Raw genomic sequence first — 18,929 nt, 5'->3', positions numbered from 1 at the left:
TTTTTTTTTTCAAATTGTTTACGAAGACCCCTCAGCAACGGGAGCAGCCAGAAATACGAGACACCTAGTAGAAGAACGGAAAATCGGCACTTAGTCCGCAATCGTCGGCGTCCCCAAGTACTCCTCGTTGATCTCGTACTCGCCGTCGTCGTTCTCGATCAGGTACTCGCCGTAGTAGGGCACCCGATTAGCCACCACTGCCTCGAACGTCTCGGCGATCTCGTCGCGGGTCATCTCGCCCATCGACCGGAGGTCGTCGTTGCGGTTGAGACACCCCTTCAGGTACCCCTCGTGGGTGACGCGGACGCGGCCGCAGTTGGCACAGAAATTCTCGTTCTCGACGGGGTCGACGATTTCGACCATGCCGCCAGTGTCGTCGTCGCCGTCCTCGCCTACGAAGTACCGCTTTCGGTCGTGCATCTCGCGGCGCTCGACGCGGTCGGCCTTCTCGGCGAGCCAGTCGTGGACGCGCCCGATGTCGACGTTCCACTCCGGCTTCCCGGTCAGCTCCGGCATGTACTGGATGAGCTGGAGCTGGAGCCCCTCGTTGTCGGCGACGTGCTCGACCATCTCCTCGACGTAGCCCGCGGTGTGCGTGAACACGACCATGTTGAGCTTCACGGGGTCGAGCCCGGCGTCGACGGCGGCTTTGACCCCCTCAAGCACTCGCTCGTAGGCGCCGGACTTGGTCACTTCCGCGAAGTCGTCCGGATCGAGCGCGTCCTGCGAGACGTTCACGCGGTCGAGCCCGGCGGCCTGCAGGTCCTCGGCGCGTCCGGGGAGAAAGGTCCCGTTCGTCGTCAGCGACACCTCCATCGAGTCGGGCGTGCGCTCGATGATCTCTTCGAGGTCCTGCCGGAGCATGGGCTCCCCGCCGGTGAACTTCACCGAGTCGACGCCGTACCCCTCGACGACCTCCAGGAAGCGGACCACGTCGTCGGCGCTCATCTCGTCGTCGCTCGGCTCCATCGGCCCCCGCGTGTCGCCTAACCCCTCGTTGTGACAGTAGACGCAGTCGAAGTTACACCGGTCGGTAAGCGAGATCCGAACCCCCGTCACTTCCCGTCCGAAGTCGTCGGCGAGTGGGCCGGCCATGTCCGAACGGAGCCGCCGCGTTCGCTTAAATATCTGGGTGGATCGTGGGACAGAGTAACGTGGATCGGTTACGTCTCGTCGGTCTCGTTGGCCTCGTTCGTTCCGTTTGCCTCGACGGTCACGTCCGCCACGTCGACGGGCCCGGTCGCCCACTCCTCCCCGACGTACGCCATCTCCCAGAACGCGAGTTCGAAGCGGGCGCTCGTGAGGAACGCCTCGCGCATCGCGTCGCGGTGGCCCGGGTACGCCGCGGCGTAGTCGTCGAGGAGGTCGCGCATCGACGCCGTTTTCGCGCGGAACTCGTCGCTCGTGTACGTGTCGATGAAGGGGGTGTATCGGTGGTCCTCGTCCGCGAACTCCGCCATGTGGTCCGCCACGTCGAGGTACCCCTGCATGCAGGGGTAAAGCGCCGCGACCGCGACCGGAACGGGGCGCTCGTGCGCCGTGCGAACGAGGAAGCTCGTGTACGCCTCGCAGGTCGGGCGCTTCCGCACGCCTGCCAGGTCCTTGGGTTCGACGCCGTACTCGCCGGCGAACGACCGGTGGAGGTCGAGCTCCTCGTTCAACACGGCGTCCGCCCCGCCGAGGAGCGTCGCCATCGCCGCCTCCTCCCGCGCCTTCGCCCCCGCGACGGCGTACGTGCGGGCGTAGTCGAAGAGGTACCGGTAGTCCTGTTCGAGCCACCGCCGGAACGCCGCCTCGTCGAGGTCGCCGGCGGCCAGCTCGCGCACGAACGGATGCTCGAACTGGGCCGCCCAGATGTCCGCCCCTGCAGCCATGAGGTCGTCGCTGAACGCCATGGACGAGCCCTCGACGCGCCGGGGTATAATCTTGTGGTATTACTAACTAATCACCGTCTGCGATCGCGATTCGGAGCCCGTCGCTGGCGACCTCGACGTCGCCGTCGAACCCCGCGTCACGGACGCTTTGCGCCATCTCGCGCTCGCGGCCGCCGGTGTGCGGGTAGAGGTGCGAGCACAGCAGCGTGTCGACATCGACGCCCGCGAGCGACTCGCCGAGCTGCGTGGGGTTCGGGTGGTTCGACACGTCGGTCCCGTCCGGGAACGAACAGTCGTGGACCAGCAGGTCGCTCCCGTCCGCGAACGACGCCATGCCCGCGAACGCCTCCGTGTCCCCCGAGAGCGTTAGTGGCCCGTGCGCGGGATCGGCGTCCGCGCTCGGCGGCGAGAGCCGGTAGGCGAACCCGTCCATCGAGTGTTGCGTCTCGCGGGCGGTCACGTCGAAGCCGGCCGCGGCGAAGGACCGCGCCGTCGACACCTCTCGGACCGCCAGATCTATCCGCCCGTCGAGGTACTCGTGAACGTCGAACAGTCCGTCGAGTAGCGACTTGGTCCCCGTCGGCCCGACGACCTCCAAGTGCTCCTCGCCGGCGAGCCACCGGGCCTTTATCAGGGGGAGCAGCGCCGCGACGTGGTCGAGGTGGTGGTGCGTCAGGAGGACGGTCGAGACCCCCTCGTAGCCGGCCTCGGTGGCGGCGAGCCGCTGGAGGACGCCGCTGCCGCAGTCGACGAGCAGGGACCGGTCGCCGTCGTCGAGGAGGTAGCCGGCCTGCACGCGGTCCGGGACCGGCATCGCGCTGCCGGACCCGAGGACGGTGAGTTCCATGGTCGTGTGTCCGTGCGCCTAGCCACCTAACTCGGTCGGACGGGCGCCGCGGGGTGGGGCCTCCCGTCCGACCGCTCGCCCGCCGAGCCCTACTTGATCAGGAACACCGGGACGTTCGCGTCGTCGGCCACGCGGTCGGAGACGCTGCCGAGCGATCGTATCCGCTCGCGGGGCGATTTCCCCTCCGGACTCATCACGATCACGTCGATCCCGTGTTCGTCGGCGTAGTCGACGATCTTCGTGTCCGGGGTCCCCTCCACGACGCGGGTCTCGACATCGACGCCCGCCTCCTCGGCGCGATCGGCGACCGCGGCGACCGCGTCTTCGCCCTGCGATTCGAGGTCGTCGACGACCTCGTCGTGGAGATCGCCGGAGCTCGCGGTGGCGATCCGTCGGTCGACGACGTACAGCGCGTGGATCGTCGCGTCGTGGTCGGTCGCCAGCCGGACCGCGTGATCGAGCGCGCGGTCGACCGCCTCGCTCCCGTCGGTCGGCACCAGCAGGTCGTCGTACATGGCCGACCGTTCGGTCCGGTGGCAAATAACGGTACGGCCGAAGTGGGTACGCCTAAGTCGGCGACGCCCCTACCGATCCCCATATGGAGCCCACGGTCGCGATCACCGGCGCAACGAGCGGGATCGGGCGGGCGGTCGCCGAGGCGTTCGTCGACGAGGGGGCGTTCGTCGCCGTCTCCGGACGCGACGGCGACGCGGTCGACCGGACGGTCGCGGCGCTGAACGAGGGCGAGGGCGAGAACGGCGACGAGGGCGCCCGCACCGACGCCGGCACCGCGTGGGGCGCCCGCGTCGACGTGCGCGACGAGTTCGACTTGGAGCGCTTCTTCGAGGGCGTCGCCCGCGAGGCCGGCCCGATCGACGCGGTGTTCGCGAACGCGGCCGTCTTCCACGGCGGGCCGGGCGAGAGCCCGGCCGACCAGACGAGCTACGCCGACTACGACGACACGGTGCGAACCAACGCCCGCGGCGTCTTCGCGACGGTTTCGGAGGCGGCCCCGCACCTCGCAGAGGACGCGCGGATCGTCGTCCCCTCGGGCGATGTCGCCCACCAGTCCCGGCCGGGTATGGGCGCCTACGCCGTCTCGAAGGCGGCGGCCGAGGCGGTCGCGCGGGGGTTCGCGGCCGACCTCGACGCCACGGTCGGCGTCGTCGACCCCGGGCTGGTCGCCACCGACCTCACCGGGAAGGAGCGCGCCCGCGACCCGGAGAGCGTCGCGCCGCTGTTCGTCTGGGCCGCCACCGAGGCGCCCGCCGAGGACCTGGACGGCGAGCGGCTCGGCCTCCGGGAGTGGAAGGAAGCGACGCGGTGAGCGAGCCCCTGATACGGCTGACCCTGCGGAGTCAGACCACCTCGATCCGCGACGCGACGTCGAGCGCGGGCTTTTCTGACGCCAGCGCGGCCACCGCGTCCATGAAGGCCGTCCGGTAGCTCGCCGGTCCCGCGGGGTCGCGCTCCGCGGCGCGCTCGCCGGCGAACCCGTACGCGGCGCACGCGGCGAGCGCGGCCTCGGTCGTCGCGTCCGGCCCTCCATCGTCCTCGTCGACGACCGCCGCGAACGTCCCCAGCGTGCTCGCGAGCATACAGCCGGACCCGACGAACGAGCCCATGCGCTCGTGGCCGACCGACAGCGCGGACGCGCCCTCGTCATCGGCGACGACGTCGGTCGGGCCGGACGCGACGACGACAGCCCCGGTCTCCGCGGCGAGCGCCCGCGCCGCGTCCGCGACGCCCGCGTCGCTCTCGCCCACGGACTCGACGCCGCGAACCGTCGCCTCCTCGCCGGCGAGCCCGCGGACCTCCCCGGCGTTCCCCTTGATCACGTCGAACGCCACCGCGTCCAGCAGCCGGCCGACCGACTCGACGCGGTGCGGCGTGGCGCCGTACCCGACCGGGTCGAGCACGACGGGAACGCCCGCCTCGTTGGCGCGCCGGCCCGCGTCGACCATGGCGTCGACATCGGTCGTCGACGCCGTCCCGGTGTTGATCACGACCGCGTCCGCGCCGGCGGCCATGTCGCCCGCCTCCGCCGGGGCGTCGGCCATCACCGGCAGCCCGCCCCAGTGGAGCGTGACGTTCGCGGTCTCGCTCGTCGTCACGTCGTTGGTCAGGTGGTGCACCAGCGGGGCGGCCGCCTCGACCGTCGACAGGATTTCCTCGATCTGCAGTTCCTCGATCGGCTCACCGCTCATCGCCGACCACCTCCCGAATCTCCGCCGCCGCGGCGCGCGGGTCGTCCGCGGCCGTGATCGCCGAGACGACCGCCACGCCGGCCGCGCCCGCCTCGGCGACCGCCCCGGCGTTGCCGGCGTCGATCCCCCCGATCCCGACCACGGGGAGGTCGACGGCGTCGGCGATCGACGCGACCCGCTCGGGACCCACCCCGTTCGTCTCCGCCGGCACGTCCTTCGTGTCGGTCGCGTACACCGCGCCGACGCCGAGGTAGTCCGCGCCCGCGTCGGCGGCCGCCCGCGCCTCCGAGACGGTCGACGCCGAGACGCCCACGATCGCCTCCCCGCCCAGTCGCTCGCGGGCGACCGCGACCGGCAGGTCCGACTGTCCGAGGTGGACGCCGTCGGCGTCGACCGCGGCCGCCAGATCGACCCGGTCGTTGACGATCAGGGGGACGCCGGCGTCGGCGGTGAGCCCGCGGAGCCGGCGGCCGAGCTCGTACCGCTCGCGCGCCGACCGATCCTTCTCGCGGAGCTGCACGGCGTCGACGCCGCCGTCGAGCGCCGCCTCGACGATCTCCGCCGTCTCCCGGCCGGCCGATCGGCTCGCCTGCGTCACGAGATACGCGCGCCACCCGTCGAGATTCATTAGTGATATCTGTCGGTGGTGGCAACCTAATTCCGTCGCTTCCGGCGATCGATGCGGGCCGGGCGTCCGATCGGGATCGGCGTCGCCGGTCGGATCGGTTCCGCGCGCCGACGCCGGCGCCCCCGCTAGGCGATCGTCATCATCCGCGTCTCGAACTTGCCGACGCGGACGCGCACCCAGCCGGCGAGCTCCGCGTCGAGGTCGGGGTCGTCGGTGTCGACCCGGAGGGTCCGCACGTCGTCGAGCTTCGTCCGCGAGGCGACGATCCGCAGGTCACACCGCCGGATCACCGCCGGCGACAGCTGCGGGTTCCCTCGGCCGAAGACGAACCCCTGGCCGCCGATCGGCGAGACGACGATGACGTTCTCCTCGCCGAGCGCGTCGAGGAGCTCCCGCTCGGTGCCGTCCCGGACGATCACCTCGCCGTCGCGCCATACGTCCACCCCGATCGGCGACGGCTCGAACCCGAGTTCCTCCTTGATCGCGCCGACGGTCGATCCGGGACCGAGCACGTATGTGACGCCCTCGCCCTCCCGTTCGCGGATGTCGGCCGCGACGCCCTCGGCCAGCGACTCGACGGTCCCGCTCGCGGTCTGTTTCGACGACTGGAGGTCGTCGGCGACCGGGACGCGCGCGACCGCTCGCAGCTCCGGATGGACCTCCCCCTCGCGGTAGGCGTCCTCGTCGATGTCCATCACCTCGCGGCGCTCGGTGCGGGAGAAGGCGGCCGCGACCTCGGCGGCGTCCTCCGGCGACACCGCGAACACGGACGAGTACACCTTCACCCCGGCGGGGACGCCGAGCATCGGGGTCTCGGAGCCGGCCCGTTCCAAAGCCGTCGCCACGTCGGTCGCCGTGCCGTCGCCCCCGACGAACAGGACCAGGTCAACCGGGTCGTCGCCGCCGACGAACGCCTCGACGACGCGTGCGGTGTGCTCGGCCGTCGTCTCCGTTGGGTCGGGCGTCGCGCCGTCGAACGGGTCGACCGCGCGGACCGGATCGAAGCCGGCCTCGCGGACCAGCCGCTCGCCCATGGGGTCGGCGGCGGTCGAGACGCGCGTCTCGGGCGCGACCGCCGCGAGCCGGTCCAGCGCCCGCCGCGCCCGGTCCGGTGCCCGTGGCTCTGCACCGCGCGCGACCGCCTCCGCCACCTTCCCGTCGGTGCCCTTGAGCCCGACGCGGCCGCCCATCCCGGCGACCGGGTTCACCGCGAATCCGACGTGCATGTCCGGTCCTTCGGCGGCGAGCCCTTAAGCGGGACGCGTCTCGCCGCGGGAAGATCAACACTTAAGCCGCCCCCAGAACAAGCGCGACCCATGATCCTCGAAGCCGCCCCGACCGAACCGCTCCCGATCGACGCGACCGCGACCGCCGTGCTCGTCGCGAGCCTCGTCGTCACCGCGGTGTGGCTCGCGTACCTGTACCGCTAGGTCTCACGCTCCGGGCCGACCGCTAGTCCTCCGAATCGACCAGCTCCGACCGCTCCCGCACCCACTCGGCCGCGCGCTCCGCCTCCTCGGCGGTCGCCGCCGTGATCTTCACCCGCACGCTCTCGCCGGGGTACGACCCGACGGTCACGTCGAACGCCTCCTGTAGCTCCGTGAACCGGTCCAACAGCGAGCTCTCCGGCTCGTCGACGTCGACGACGACGGTGTGGGTCGGGGTCCCCTCGAACTCCTCGACGACCGACTCGAACATCGCCTTCATCTCGGCCGGGACGCCCGGCAGGACGTACACCGACTCGACGACGGCACCGGGGGCGACCCCCGCCTCGTTCGCGAGCGGCCGACAGCCGACCGGGAGGTGGGTGGTCTCGGCGACCAGGTCGTCCGCGCTGTACCCCCGCTCCGCGAGCCACGCCGCGGCCTCGTCGTTGGCCACGAGGTCGCGCCCGAACGCGGCCGCGACCGCCTCCATCGTCACGTCGTCGTGGGTCGGACCGAGCCCGCCCGTGACGAGCACGGCGTCGTACTCGGCGTGGTACTCGTTGACGACGCGCGCGATCTCGGCGAGCTCGTCCGGGACGACCGTCACCCGCCGGACCGTCACGCCGCGGTCGGCGAGCCGGCCGCAGAGCCACGTCGCGTTCGTGTTCTCGGTGTCGCCGACGAGGAGCTCGTCCCCGACGGTGACGATTGCGGCGTCCATACTCACACAAGGCGTCGCGCACTGAAAAAGGGCTCCAGTCCCGGAGGACTCCCGACGAGCGCTCCCGTTACTCCTCGTCGTCCTCGTACACGCCGAGCCCCATCCGTCGGCGTCGCTCGCGAAGCGCCTCCAGCTGTCGCCGGAAGTACACGGTCCCGACGACCGCGGCGACCGCGGCGATCACGAGGATCACCCCGAAGACGAGCAGGTCGGCCTCGCGGTACGACTGGACCACGACCGACCCGCTCGTGACGGAGTCCCACGTGATCCGGTCGCGGCCGTCGACCGTCTCGATCTCGTGGTTGCGCGGCGACACGTGCCCGACGATCGGCACGTCGGTGCTGAAGCCGGGCGGGATCGTCACCGCGTACGACCCCTCGATATAGGTGAGCGTGGTGAATCGACGGGGCGATCCGGACGCAGAGAGCGCCATCCGTCCGCCCTCCATCTCTTCGCCGAACCGGACCCACGTCTCGTCGGGGGTGCGGTCGACCTCGCCGCCGCGGGCGCGGAACTCGCTCCCGTTGACCACCTCGCCGTCGGGGTACTGGTACCGGAACGCGTCGAACTCGAAGGGCTGGTCGCCCGCGTACGGGGTCTGCCGATAGAACCGGATCTCGTCGACGCCGGAGACGTTGTACACCGCGGTGTACCGCGTCCCGGTCGAGAGGTTGATCGCCGCGTCGCGCTCGGTGTCGAAGTCGTACTCGTACGGCGGCTCGGCGTCGAGGGTCTCGTTCGTCAGCTCCTCGCCGCCGGTCACGTAGCCGAGACAGCCGGTGCTGACGGCCAGCAGCGCGACGACCGCGAGCGCGAGGGCGAAGCGTCGGTTCACGGCTCAGACGACGCAGCGCATCTCCGCCGGGAGGTACGAGCCGATCGCGGCCAGCAGCCCCGGCGGGTCGGTGTCCTCGGTGCAGACGACGCTCTGTTCCAACAGGCCGAGCCGCTCGACGGTGACGATGTCCTGCGCGTGGCCCGCGCGGTTCACGGTCGCCCGGACCTCGCCGCGGGTCGCCGAGTTGACGTTGAGGCGGCCGTCGCCCCGCTGCCAGTCGTACAGGCGGTCGCGCTCGGCGTCCGCAAGCCGGCTCGGCTCCGCGTCGGGGTCGCCGACGTCGCCGCCGTAGACGAACCGCACGGGGAGGTGCTGGACCAGCCCGAACCGCTCGACGACCTGCTCGGGCGACCCCCTCCCGAGGCCGATCTCGTCGGCCGGAATCCGCACGTCGACCCCGGCGTCGAGGACGAACCCGCCGTCGTCCCATGATTCGAGGGTGCCGACGTACTCCTCGCCGGCCGCCAGCCCCGCGTCGTGGGCGACGATCTCGCCCCACGTCTCCGCGAGGACGTTCCGAGCGACCTCGGCGTCCTCGCCGCTCACGTCCACCTGCACGAAGTCGTCGTCGCGGACGCCGACGTGCCAGTCGACGTCGAGTTCGCCGACGTCGTTGGCGACCAGCGAGTTCATCCCGTCGAGTGCGCGGTCGCGGGCGTCGCCCTCGACGTAGCACTTGGTTGCGAGGACGACCATCAGCCCGTCACGTCCGCGTTGAGCTCGTCACGGAGTTCCTCGACGCGCTGTCCCATCGCCTCGCGGAGCCGGTCGTTGTCCATCGATTCCAGCGGGGAGCCGCACTCCGGGCACTCGAAGCCGAAGTCCATCGCCTCGCCGAACTCGAAGCGGATCGAACACACCTCACAGAGGTAGAACTCGTGGGTGCGCTCGTACTCCTCGCGCTCCTCCAACGCGTCGAACAGGCGGTACATCTCCTCTTCGAGGTTCTCCGGGATGTTGTCGTAGTGGAACGTCCAGAGGTACGTGAGCCATCCCGAGTCCTCGTCGCGCACCCGGCGGTAGGTGGCGAGGTCGTTCTCGTACAGGATGAACAGCGCGCGTCGGACGTCGTTGAGCTCCAGCCCGAGCTCCTCCGCCAACTCCTCGTCGGTGACCTCGCCGTCGGGCGGCGCGGCCGCGACCGGCATCCCCGTCGGCCCCACCAGCTCGTGGAGGTACTTCTGGATGACGGGGTCGTTCAGTAGATCCTCAAAAGCCATTACGTGGATCTGGTGGTGGAGCCGGGTTAAAAGCTCCGGAAGGAGCGGTGACCGCGTCCGAGTCGCCGCCGATCCTGACTGCGATCGGCTCCCGCAGAGGTTCCGGCCACGATCGCCTCCGGCAAAGCTTTACGCCGCGTGTGACACGACACGGTCGTATGGCACCGACCGGCGATGCGGGGAACGGCTCGGACGGCACGGAGCGACCGATCGCCTCCGGCGGCCAGAGCGCGTCCGGCTCCCCGGCGGCCGGAACGCGCGCCCGCCGCGCCGTCGGCGCGCTGGCGCTGCTCGCCGTCCCCGTCGTGCTCGCCGCCGTTCCGCTGGTCCCCGCTGCCGCCCTCCTCGGTCCCGCCGGGCTCGACGTCGCCGGGCCGGGCGCCGTCGGGGGGTTCCTCGCCGCTCCTGTCGTCGGCCTCGGCGGCTCCGCGCTCCTCGGACCGATCGTCGTCGACCGCCGGATCGCCCGGCTTCCCGAGGCCGAGCTCGACGACCGCCCCGCCGACTTCGTCGCCGACCGCGTCGCGACCCTCGCGGACGAGGTCGGCGTCGAGGCCCCCGAGGTGACGGTCGTCCGCGCCGACGCCGCCAACGTCGCGGTCGCCGACGGCCACCGCGGCTCGCGGCTCGTCGTCTCGACCCGGCTGCTCTCGCTGCCGAAGGCCGACCGCGACGCGGCGCTCCGGCACGCGCTCGTCCGGCTCCGGACCCGGGAGGCGCTCCTCGCGACCGCGCTGCTCCCGGCGCTCGGGGCGGTCGAGACGGTGGCGCTCCTCGCGACCCTGCTCGTCGGGCGCCGCGGCGAGCGCACGGCCGCGGACCGCCGCGTCAACCGCATCCACGGGTACGAGCCGGAGCGCGACCGAATTCCCGCGTGGGCGTACGCGGCCGCCGGCGTCGCGCTCTGGCTCCTGCTCCTCCCGGCGTGGCTCCCGGCCGCCGTCGGCGACCGACTCTACGTCGCCGGCGCGCGCCGGGACGCGGACGGGGCGGTCGCGCGGATCGGGACCGCCGAGCGCGACGGGCTCGGCAACGCGGTCGCGTTCGCCAGCGACGCTGCGGGCGCCGCCGACTGGCCGCCCCTCCTCGACCGCCTCTCGCTCGTCTCGATGGCCGACGCCGAGACGGGTCGCGTGCGGGGAACGAGTCGGCAGGAGGCGCGGACGCGGCTCGCGCGGCTCCGGTCGAAGCGAGCCCTGTGAGCTCGGAGGTGCGCGATCGGAGGCGCGGTCAGGGGTGCGCCGGAACGGCCATTCGAAGAAGCGTTCCGCCCGTCTCGGACGGCGTCACCGAGAACTCTCCGCCCGCCTTGCTCACGACCCAGTACATCAGCCAGATCCCGAGCCGGTCCGCGTGCTTCAGCGATGTCTCGCCCCGTTCGAGCACGTGCGTCTCGTGGTCCGGGATGCCCGGCCCGTCGTCTTCGATCTCGATCTCGACCCATCCCTCGTCCCCGCGTTCGACGCGTATCCAGACCGTCGGCTCCGGGGCGTCGTTGTGCTTGACTGCGTTCTCTACGCCCTCCTCGATCGCCGTCTCGAGGCCGACCACGTTCACGGGGAGGCGGTCGTCGTCGGGGAGCGAGAGGTCGAACGTCGCGTCCGGGTACCGGTCGGCTATCCGGCTCAACAGCTCGGACAGCCGGTCGCGGAGCTCGACGGCGGCCTCGGTCGATTCCCTCTTCGAGAGCGTGTGGTCGATCGTCCGCACCGCTTCCGCGATCCGCATCAGGTCGTCCGTCGTTTCCCCGATCACGTCGAGCGACTTCCGGCGCTGCTCCTCGTCGAGGTCGCGCCGCAGCAGATCCGTGTACCCCTCGATGAGGTTCATCTTGTTCCGGAGGTTGTGGTTGAGCACCCGGCTCATCACCTCCAGCCGCCGCTCGCGGATCTTCCGGTCCGTGATGTCCGTCTGGAACCCGACGAAGCGGATCACGTCGCCGTTCTCGTCTCGGATCGGGGCGACGGTGATCCGGTTCCAGAACTTCTGGCCGTTCGCGCGGTAGTTCAGGATGTCGGCGGAGACCGGTCGCTCGTCGTCGATCGCCTCGCGGACCGCCGCCGCCGTCTCGGGGTCCGTGTCCTCACCTTGAAGGAACCGACAGTCCTTCCCCAGCATCTCCGGACCGTAGCCCGTGAGCCGCTCGAACTCCTCGTTGACGTAGGTCAGCGGGTTGTTCCCCGTCCCCGGCTCCGCGAGGGCGACTCCCACCGGGGCCTCGTCCATCGCTCGGTCCTTCTGCCGGAGTTCCTCGACGGCGGCCCCCAGTCGCCGCTCGCGGTCGGCGAGCCGGAGGGCGGTGCGCCGCCGCTCGACGAGGTTGGCGATTCGGGACCGCAGCGCCGCCTGCCGGACCGGGAGCTCGACGACGTCGTCGACGTGCTCCCACGGGTCCCGCGCGGTCTCCGAACCGGCGTCTTGCGCGAGCAGCACGAACGGGAGAAACACCGGCTCCGCGCGCTCGCGCCGCCGGTCGATCTCCTCGTCGACTCGGCCGAACGCGTGCGCGTCGAGCACGCAGCAGTCGAACCCCGAGTCGAGCGCCGCGGCGTCGGTCGCCCCCTCGACGCGGAAGCGGTCGCCGAGGACCTCGGCCACTAGGTCGCGGTCGCGGCCCGACCGCATGAGAAGCAGGACGCGCGCCTCCTCGTCCGGGTCCGGCGATCCTCTGGAGGGGGCGTCGTCGGTCCTCTCGGAACCAGAGGGCATGTCCCGTGTACACAGACCGCGCGGCCACTAAGAGCTACCCATTGTTAACTACCCTCCGCCCCGAATGGGCCGTATGTCAACGCCACTCACTGATCGCGCCTCGACCGGTATCGCGGGGCTCGACGAGATCCTGTCGGGGGGTTCGTCCCGGAGCGGAGCTACATGGTCCGGGGGCAGGCCGACAGCGAAAAGACGATCCTGAGCGTCCACTTCCTCCAGCAGGGCGTCGACGAGGGGGAGACGGCGCTGTTCATCAATCTCGAAGAGGACGTCCGCGACCTGAAGGCGAACGCGGCGGCGCTCGGCTTCGACACCGACGCGATCGAGTTCCTCGACCTGAGCCCGAGCGCGGACGTGTTCGTCGAAGAGGAGTCGTACGAGGTGTTCGAGCCAGCGGAGGTCGAACGGGAGCCGCTGACCGAGTGGATCGTCGAGGGGGTGACCGCGGTCGACCCCGACCGCGTCGTCGTCGATCCCCTGACCCAGCTCCGCTTCCTGCTGTCCGACGACTACCAGTTCCGGAAGCAGGTGGTCGGGTTCATGCGGTTCCTGAAGGACCGCGGGTCGACGACGCGGGGGGCGATCACGCCTACCGGATCACCGGCGCGGGCATCGAGGTGTACCCCGCGCTCCAGCCCGGGCACCGCGACGGCGACGCCGAGTTCGAACAGATATCGTCCGGGATTCCGGAGATCGACGAGCTGCTCCACGGGGGATCGAACGCGGAACTGTCACCATCGTGAGCGGACCGACCGGGGTGGGGAAGACGACCCTGAGCACGCAGTTCATGAAGGCATACCGTCGGCGAGCCGATGTCGCGGGTCCGCGGCATCCTGAGCGGCGCGCCGGAGATCGTCGATCGGAAATCGGAGCGGGGGTCGAAACGCGGATCGAAGCGCGGCGACTGCGACGAGTAGGACGGATCAGTCGCGGTCGGCGGTTCCGGAGCCGTTGGTCCCAGAATCGTCGGTGCCGGTTTCGGTTCTCCCGCCGTCGCCTGCGGCCTCCTCGTCGGCGTCGATCACCGTCTTGCCGGTCGCCTCCGGCACCACCCGGCGGTCGGCGTTCTCCCACTCTCGATCCAGCTCCGCGCCCTGGAACAGTCGGTCGAGGAACACCGCGAGCCCGGCGACCTCCGAGTGCGGCTGGTTCGTCACGCCCACGTTGAAGTCGGCGCGCTCGTAGAGCGCCCACGGCACCTTCTCGCCGCCGACCACGACGAGGAGGTCCCGGGGCGTCGACGCCTCTCCGCCGGTCCCGTCGGCGCCGTCGTCGAGCCCGACCGCCTCGCGGATCTGCCCTTCCGCGTCCTGGACGCGCTCGCCGTACATCGTGAGATGGGCGACGACCCCCTCGAAGTCCCGGACGATCGCCTTCTGGTCGTCGCGGAGCTCGACCGCGAACGGGCCGCCGAACCGGTCGGTGATGTCCCGCACCGTCTCCGCCGACTGCCCGGCGTTGTCGGGGAAGATCACCCGGTCGGCGCCGAGCGCTCGGGCCGTGAGCCCGACGTGCGTCGTCATGCGGTCGTCGCGGCCGGGCCGGTGACCGTACCGGAGGACGACGACCTCGCGCGCATCGTGCATACCGGCCGTGCGCCCGCGAGCGGCGTGGTCCTTTCGATGCGGAGTCGTCGTTCCTGTACGAGGTCGCCGGCGACCTCCGACGCTCGGCGACGACCCGATCGACGAGAATAACCACAACCGTGGATCGTTCTTACCAAAACCCGATCGAGGTGCCCACGTAAGTGAAAGATTCATGGGGGAGGCGGTCGCCGGATGTGGTATGACGAGCGTCAAGGAGTTCCGCGTCGACGAGCCCGCGACCGCAGACTCGCTCGGTCGCGGTCGGTTCGTCTTCACCGACGCCTACTCGGTGTTCGACTGGGGGCAGATGCCGGACGCGATCCCGCGCAAGGGCGCGAGCCTCTGTGCGATGGGCGCGTTCAACTTCGAACTGCTGGAGGCGGAGGGCGTCCCGACCCACTACCGGGGGGTCGCAGATGCCGATACAGGTGATATCGTCCCCCTCGCCGACGCGACCGCCCCGCCGACGGAGATGGCGATCGACCTGACGCAGGTCCCCGACCTCCCGTACGAGGGTCCCGACGCCGGCTACGACTACGACGCCTTCCACGCCGCGGGCGGCGAGAACTACCTCGTCCCGCTGGAGGTCGTCTTCCGGAACCGGGTGCCGGTGGGGTCCAGCCTCCGGCGCCGCAGGGAGCCAGCCGACTTCGGGCTTGACGCGGACCTCGATATCGCCCCCGACGAGTGGCCCGACGGGCCGGTCGACCTCCCGGAGCCGGTCGTGGAGTTCTCGACGAAGTACGAGCAGCAGGACCGCTATCTCGCCCGCGCCGAGGCTGACCGGATCGCGGGCGCCGCCGACGTCGACGCCCTCGAATCGCTCGCGCGCGACGTGAACCGCGTCGTCACCGAGCGCGCCGAGGCGGCCGGGTTCGTCCACGAGGACGGGAAGATCGAGTGTCTGTACGTCGACGGCGAGCTCCGCGTCGCCGACGTGGTCGGCACCTTCGACGAGAACCGCTTCTCCTACGGCGGGCGCGGGATCTCGAAGGAGGTCGTCCGCCAGTGGTACAAGGCGAACGACCCCGCGTGGGTCGAGGCCGTCACGGAGGCGAAGGCGGCGGTCGCCGACCGCGACATCGACGACTGGCGCGTGCTCTGCGAGCTCGACCCCGACCCGCTGCCGCCGGCGGTCGTCGAGGCCGTCTCCGAGCTGTACGCCGCCGGGACGAACGCCTACACCGGCCGGGAGTGGTTCGACGCCCCCGACATCGAGGCGGCGCTGGACGCGGTCGACGGGCTGTAGGGAGAACGCCCGGCAGAACCTCACGATCGACACAACGCGAGGGAACCTCTTTACCCCCGACGCGCGTGGGTCGGCACATGCCCACCGATGCCGACTTCGGGGAACGGCTCGAAACTCAGACTGCCGGGTACCTCGATCGGATCGACGACTGCGTCGCCCTCCTCCCGCGCGCCCTCGACGAGTACGCGAGCGACGGCCAGTACCGCGAAACCGTCGACGAGATAGCCGCCCTCGAAAGCGAGTGCGACGACCGAGTCAGGGAGATAACGGGCGTCATCACCAACGCCGGCCCCGACGACATCGGCCTGTTGAACACCCGGATCAACTTCAACGAGTCGGCGCTGCTCGACTTCTACAAGGAGCTCGACGTGGTCGCGAACCACACCGAGCGGATCGGTCAGGAGGTGGTCATGATGCGGCCCGACGCCGACGGCGACTCCTTCCGCGACATGCAGGAGATGGCAGCCCGGATCGTCGAGATGACCGCGGTCCTCGGCGACGTGGTCGAGCGGTTCGTCCGCGGGCTCGCCCGGAGCGACGCCACCGAGACGCTCACCGAGGGGATCGAGGCGATCCGCGGCCTCGAAAGCGAGTGCGACGAGCTCCGCAACGACGCCATCGCGACCGCGTTCGCCGACGACGCGGTCGACCAGCCGCTCGTCTACCGGGAGCTCGCGATCCTCCTCGACGAACTCGCGAACACGATCGAGGACCTCACCGACCGGATCGTCGTGATCGCGAGCAAGGAGCCGGGGATCGTCACTGAGGCGGACCCCGAGGCGGACGGGGAGTAGGCCCGACCAAGACCGAACGGGGCGCCGACCGCTCCTTTCACCGACGCGCCCACGCCAACATGCGCGCGTAGAAGGGGTCGGAGCCGAGCGCGTCGGCGTCGCCGACCAGCGTCAGCTGCTTTTTCGCCCGGGTGAGCGCGACGTTTATCCGCCGGTGGTCCTCGAAGATCGGGCCGTCGAGGTCGCCGGTCGCGACGAGCGAGACGACGATCACCTCCTTCGATGAGCCCTGGAAGCGGTCGACCGTGTCGACGGTGACCGGGGTGCGCCGACCGATCTCGGCGACCTGCGCGCGGAACGGGGCGATGACGCCGATGTCGTCCGGGTCGACGCCGGCGGCGACGTAGGCGTCGACGACCTCGGCGACGCGCTCGGCCTCCCGGACGTTCCGGTTGCCGTCGCGGCTCCCGTCGGGATCGACGAAGCTCACGCCGTCCGCGAGCCCCGCGGGGAGGTCGGCGGGGTCGACGCCGAGGTCTCGGAGGCTCTGGCCCGCGACTTGAGGGGTCGCCGGGCGGAGCGCGCCGTCGTAGAACTCGGCGGAGGCGAACGCCTGAATGCGCTGGCTCATCCGGTACTGGCGGTCGAGCATGACGCTCGCGTCTGGGTGCGTCTCGATGAGCCGCTGGAAGAGGGAGGTCTGCAGGTCGTTTTCCGCCCGCACGACCGGCGGGAGCTGCTCGTGGTCGCCCACGAGCACGAACCGGTCGGCGCGGTTGATCGCGGCGTGGGTGCCCGGCTCCGTGAGCTGGGAGGCCTCGTCGACGAGCGCCACGTCGAACTCGCACTCGCGGAGGACGCGGGAGCCGCAGGCCGCGGTGGTGGCGGCGACGACCGGCGCGTCCCGCAGCTCGGCGGCCTTCGCGTTGGGGTCGCCGCGCTGGACGAGCCGCACGTCCTGCATGTCGCCGCGGACGCCGGTCTCGGTCCCGACGCGGAGGATTCCGCCGGTTTCACCGGCTCCATCCGGTCGCGCGGACGCGACCCAGTCTTCGAACCCCTGATCCCGGAGCGCTTCGAGCGCGTTGTCGACCGCGCGGTTGGTGAACGCCGAGAGCAACACGCGGTTCCCCTCGGCGACGAGCGCGCGGATCGTCCGCGCGATCGTGTACGTCTTCCCGGTGCCCGGCGGCCCGTGGATCAGCGCGCAGTCCTCGGCGTCGACGGCGAGTTCGACGGCCTCGTTCTGGGCGTCGTTGTTGTCGATGTAGGCGTCGGGGGCGTCCGGGTCGTCGCTCCCGGGCGCTCCCGACGGGCGCTCGCCCTCCGCCCGGAACTCGGGCTCGCGCCGCCCGAACAGCACGTCCTTGCGCGCCTCGCTCCCCTTCAGGATCGCGTCGTGGAGCGCGGTGAGCGAGCGGTCGACGGAGATCTCCGAGGGGTACACGTCGAGCCGCCGGAGCTCGACCGGTTCGTCCGTCTCGACGACGACCTCGTCCCCGGAGAGCGCGGTGATCCGACCCAGTTCGCCGTGGCCCGACACGGGGTCGCCGTCGCTCGCGAGCGCCACGTCGCCCTCGCGGAGCTTCGAGACGGCGTCGTCCGGCTTGCGGGCGCGGAGCTCCCACCGGGCGTCGTCGATCTCGGTCTGGGAGACCGGTTCGAGGTCGATGAGCGCGCGGTCGTCCGCGGCGCGCTCCGCGGGCGTCTGCTCCCACAGCTTCCGGTACTCGGCGTGGGTCTCGCGGCGCTCCTCCTCGAGGGCGACGTAGAACCGGTCGAAGTAGTCGCGCTCCTCGTCGGGAACCGGCGTGCCGACCGACCCCGCCTTCGACTCCTGATCGAGCCGACCGGAGACGACCATGCAGGTGTCCTGCTCGAAGCAGTACTCGCACTTCGCGTCGGCCTCGTACCCGGTCGGGACCGTGGGACGCTCGCCGGGGTCGTCGAGCGCGCGCCACTCCATCGCCGCGAGGGCGTTGCGCTCGCGGACGACGAACTCCAGCAGACCGCGCCCGACCGAGAACTCCTTGGCGGGCGCCAGATCGCCAGACGCCTCGTTGCGATCGAGCGCGGTGTTCTTCGTGTAGAGGAGGGTTCCGATGTCCGGGTCGACGCCGCGCTCCTCTAACATGAGCGCGTAGCAGGCCGCCTGAATTTTGTCGTGGAAGCGCGGCTCCCGCTTGGTGTTCTTCCCGGTCTTCAGCTCGACGGGGGTCCCGCGGCGGAGCGCGTCGGCCCGTCCCTTCAGGCCGAACGTCGGCGAGATGAGGGTGAATTCCGATCGCCACGTGTCCTCGTCGGTCAACGTCCCCTGCGAGAGCCACCCCTCGATCGCGGCGGCGTTGCGGCGCACCTCGTCGGCGACCTCCTCGGGCTCGTACCCCAGCAGGCCGAGTTCGAGTCCGGCCTCGTCGACGCGGTCGGCGACGGACGCCTCCAGCTCCATCCCGCGCAGCAGGTCGCCGAACACCTCGTGGACGACGGTCCCCTTGACCACGGGATAGTTCAGCGGAATCCCGGAGAGCTTGTTCAGGTAGTACATCCGCGGGCACTGCACCCACGACCGGATCCCGGTCACGTCGACGAGGAAGTCGGGTTCGAGCACGACCCACGAGTCGCCGGTGGTGGCGTACCCCGTCACGCCGCCGAACTCGTCCGCCTCGGCGTCGGTGACCAGCAGCTCCATGCCCGGCTCGGCGTGCTCGGCGGTCTCGGTCCACTTGCCCCACAGCGTCACGTCGACCGCGTCGCCCGCGCCGCGGTCGGGGCGGACCCGAAGCTCGCGAAGCTCCCGATCCCCGTACGACGTCGACACCGTCCGCGCCTCCCCGACGGAGAGGATCGGCCCCCGAACGTTCACGGCCGTCATCGGCGGCGCCCTCGAAA

General features: G+C 70.9%; 18 protein-coding genes and 1 pseudogene. 5 read left to right on the top strand and 14 right to left on the bottom strand.

Features of this window, described 5'->3' with window-relative positions:
* Positions 1–90: 90 nt before the first annotated feature.
* The 4 genes from moaA to ESO89_RS10395 form a co-directional block, all read right to left on the bottom strand.
* Entirely contained in the window at positions 91–1,095 is a 1,005-nt protein-coding gene (gene moaA, locus ESO89_RS10410) for a GTP 3',8-cyclase MoaA (RefSeq protein WP_128905447.1), read from the bottom strand.
* Positions 1,096–1,163: 68 nt separating this feature from the next.
* The gene (gene tenA, locus ESO89_RS10405; RefSeq protein ID WP_241686195.1) at positions 1,164–1,895 is read right to left on the bottom strand and encodes a thiaminase II; all 732 of its coding nucleotides are present in this window, start codon (positions 1,893–1,895) and stop codon (positions 1,164–1,166) included.
* Positions 1,896–1,941: 46 nt separating this feature from the next.
* Positions 1,942–2,721, bottom strand: a complete 780-nt coding sequence (locus ESO89_RS10400; protein ID WP_128905446.1) for an MBL fold metallo-hydrolase — start codon at positions 2,719–2,721, stop codon at positions 1,942–1,944.
* 89 nt (positions 2,722–2,810) lie between these two features.
* A complete protein-coding gene (locus tag ESO89_RS10395) occupies positions 2,811–3,236 on the bottom strand; it encodes a universal stress protein (RefSeq protein ID WP_128905445.1) in 426 nt (141 codons plus the stop codon).
* A gap of 83 nt (positions 3,237–3,319) precedes the next feature.
* On the opposite strand from ESO89_RS10395, the gene ESO89_RS10390 reads away from it, so the two are divergent.
* The gene (locus ESO89_RS10390; RefSeq protein ID WP_128905444.1) at positions 3,320–4,048 is read left to right on the top strand and encodes an SDR family oxidoreductase; all 729 of its coding nucleotides are present in this window, start codon (positions 3,320–3,322) and stop codon (positions 4,046–4,048) included.
* 31 nt (positions 4,049–4,079) lie between these two features.
* On the opposite strand, the gene thiM is transcribed toward ESO89_RS10390, so the two are convergent.
* From thiM to ESO89_RS10355, 7 genes are all read right to left on the bottom strand, one after another.
* Positions 4,080–4,928: a hydroxyethylthiazole kinase gene (gene thiM / locus ESO89_RS10385; RefSeq protein WP_128905443.1), complete on the bottom strand. Its 849-nt coding sequence runs from the start codon at positions 4,926–4,928 to the stop codon at positions 4,080–4,082.
* Positions 4,918–5,556, bottom strand: a complete 639-nt coding sequence (gene thiE, locus ESO89_RS10380) for a thiamine phosphate synthase (protein WP_128905442.1) — start codon at positions 5,554–5,556, stop codon at positions 4,918–4,920. The genes thiM and thiE overlap by 11 nt, the downstream gene beginning before the upstream one ends.
* 125 nt (positions 5,557–5,681) lie before the next feature.
* A complete protein-coding gene (locus tag ESO89_RS10375) occupies positions 5,682–6,782 on the bottom strand; it encodes an ATP-NAD kinase family protein (protein ID WP_128905441.1) in 1,101 nt (366 codons plus the stop codon).
* 226 nt (positions 6,783–7,008) lie between these two features.
* Complete coding sequence (locus ESO89_RS10370) at positions 7,009–7,704, bottom strand: competence/damage-inducible protein A (RefSeq protein WP_128905440.1); 696 nt, start codon at positions 7,702–7,704, stop codon at positions 7,009–7,011.
* Positions 7,705–7,771: 67 nt separating this feature from the next.
* The gene (locus tag ESO89_RS10365) at positions 7,772–8,539 is read right to left on the bottom strand and encodes a DUF5803 family protein (protein ID WP_128905439.1); all 768 of its coding nucleotides are present in this window, start codon (positions 8,537–8,539) and stop codon (positions 7,772–7,774) included.
* A 3-nt stretch (positions 8,540–8,542) separates the two neighbouring features.
* On the bottom strand, positions 8,543–9,238 hold the full coding sequence (locus ESO89_RS10360) for a DUF2110 family protein (protein ID WP_128905438.1): 696 nt from the start codon (positions 9,236–9,238) through the stop codon (positions 8,543–8,545).
* On the bottom strand, positions 9,238–9,762 hold the full coding sequence (locus tag ESO89_RS10355; RefSeq protein ID WP_128905437.1) for a transcription factor: 525 nt from the start codon (positions 9,760–9,762) through the stop codon (positions 9,238–9,240). Before ESO89_RS10355 ends, ESO89_RS10360 begins: the two co-directional genes overlap by 1 nt.
* Positions 9,763–9,920: 158 nt before the next feature.
* Between ESO89_RS10355 and ESO89_RS10350 the strand changes: the two genes are divergently transcribed.
* On the top strand, positions 9,921–10,964 hold the full coding sequence (locus ESO89_RS10350; protein WP_241686194.1) for a hypothetical protein: 1,044 nt from the start codon (positions 9,921–9,923) through the stop codon (positions 10,962–10,964).
* Between the two features lie 28 nt (positions 10,965–10,992).
* On the opposite strand, the gene ESO89_RS10345 is transcribed toward ESO89_RS10350, so the two are convergent.
* Positions 10,993–12,471 carry a receiver/sensor box histidine kinase gene (locus ESO89_RS10345; RefSeq protein WP_128905436.1) on the bottom strand — a complete coding sequence of 493 codons (1,479 nt, stop codon included), beginning with the start codon at positions 12,469–12,471 and terminating at the stop codon, positions 10,993–10,995.
* Positions 12,472–12,544: 73 nt separating this feature from the next.
* Here ESO89_RS10345 and ESO89_RS10340 point away from each other — a divergent pair.
* Positions 12,545–13,285: pseudogene (locus tag ESO89_RS10340) on the top strand (ATPase domain-containing protein); the annotation flags it as partial.
* 109 nt (positions 13,286–13,394) lie between these two features.
* Here ESO89_RS10340 and ESO89_RS10335 read toward each other — a convergent pair.
* Positions 13,395–14,057, bottom strand: a complete 663-nt coding sequence (locus ESO89_RS10335; protein ID WP_128905435.1) for a tRNA (cytidine(56)-2'-O)-methyltransferase — start codon at positions 14,055–14,057, stop codon at positions 13,395–13,397.
* A gap of 199 nt (positions 14,058–14,256) precedes the next feature.
* Here ESO89_RS10335 and ESO89_RS10330 point away from each other — a divergent pair, with 199 nt between their 5' ends.
* Positions 14,257–15,306: a phosphoribosylaminoimidazolesuccinocarboxamide synthase gene (locus ESO89_RS10330; protein ID WP_128905434.1), complete on the top strand. Its 1,050-nt coding sequence runs from the start codon at positions 14,257–14,259 to the stop codon at positions 15,304–15,306.
* 77 nt (positions 15,307–15,383) lie between these two features.
* Complete coding sequence (locus tag ESO89_RS10325) at positions 15,384–16,100, top strand: DUF47 domain-containing protein (RefSeq protein ID WP_128905433.1); 717 nt, start codon at positions 15,384–15,386, stop codon at positions 16,098–16,100.
* Positions 16,101–16,137: 37 nt separating this feature from the next.
* On the opposite strand, the gene ESO89_RS10320 is transcribed toward ESO89_RS10325, so the two are convergent.
* Positions 16,138–18,903, bottom strand: coding sequence for an AAA domain-containing protein (locus tag ESO89_RS10320; RefSeq protein ID WP_128905479.1), 2,766 nt, complete (start codon positions 18,901–18,903; stop codon positions 16,138–16,140).
* Positions 18,904–18,929: the final 26 nt, after the last annotated feature.

Origin of the sequence: Halorubrum amylolyticum, from assembly GCF_004114995.1 — an archaeon.
GTDB classification, from domain to species: Archaea; Halobacteriota; Halobacteria; order Halobacteriales; family Haloferacaceae; genus Halorubrum; species Halorubrum amylolyticum.
The sequence above is the reverse complement of the archived record's forward strand: the minus strand, read 5'-3'. Positions and strand labels throughout refer to the sequence as shown.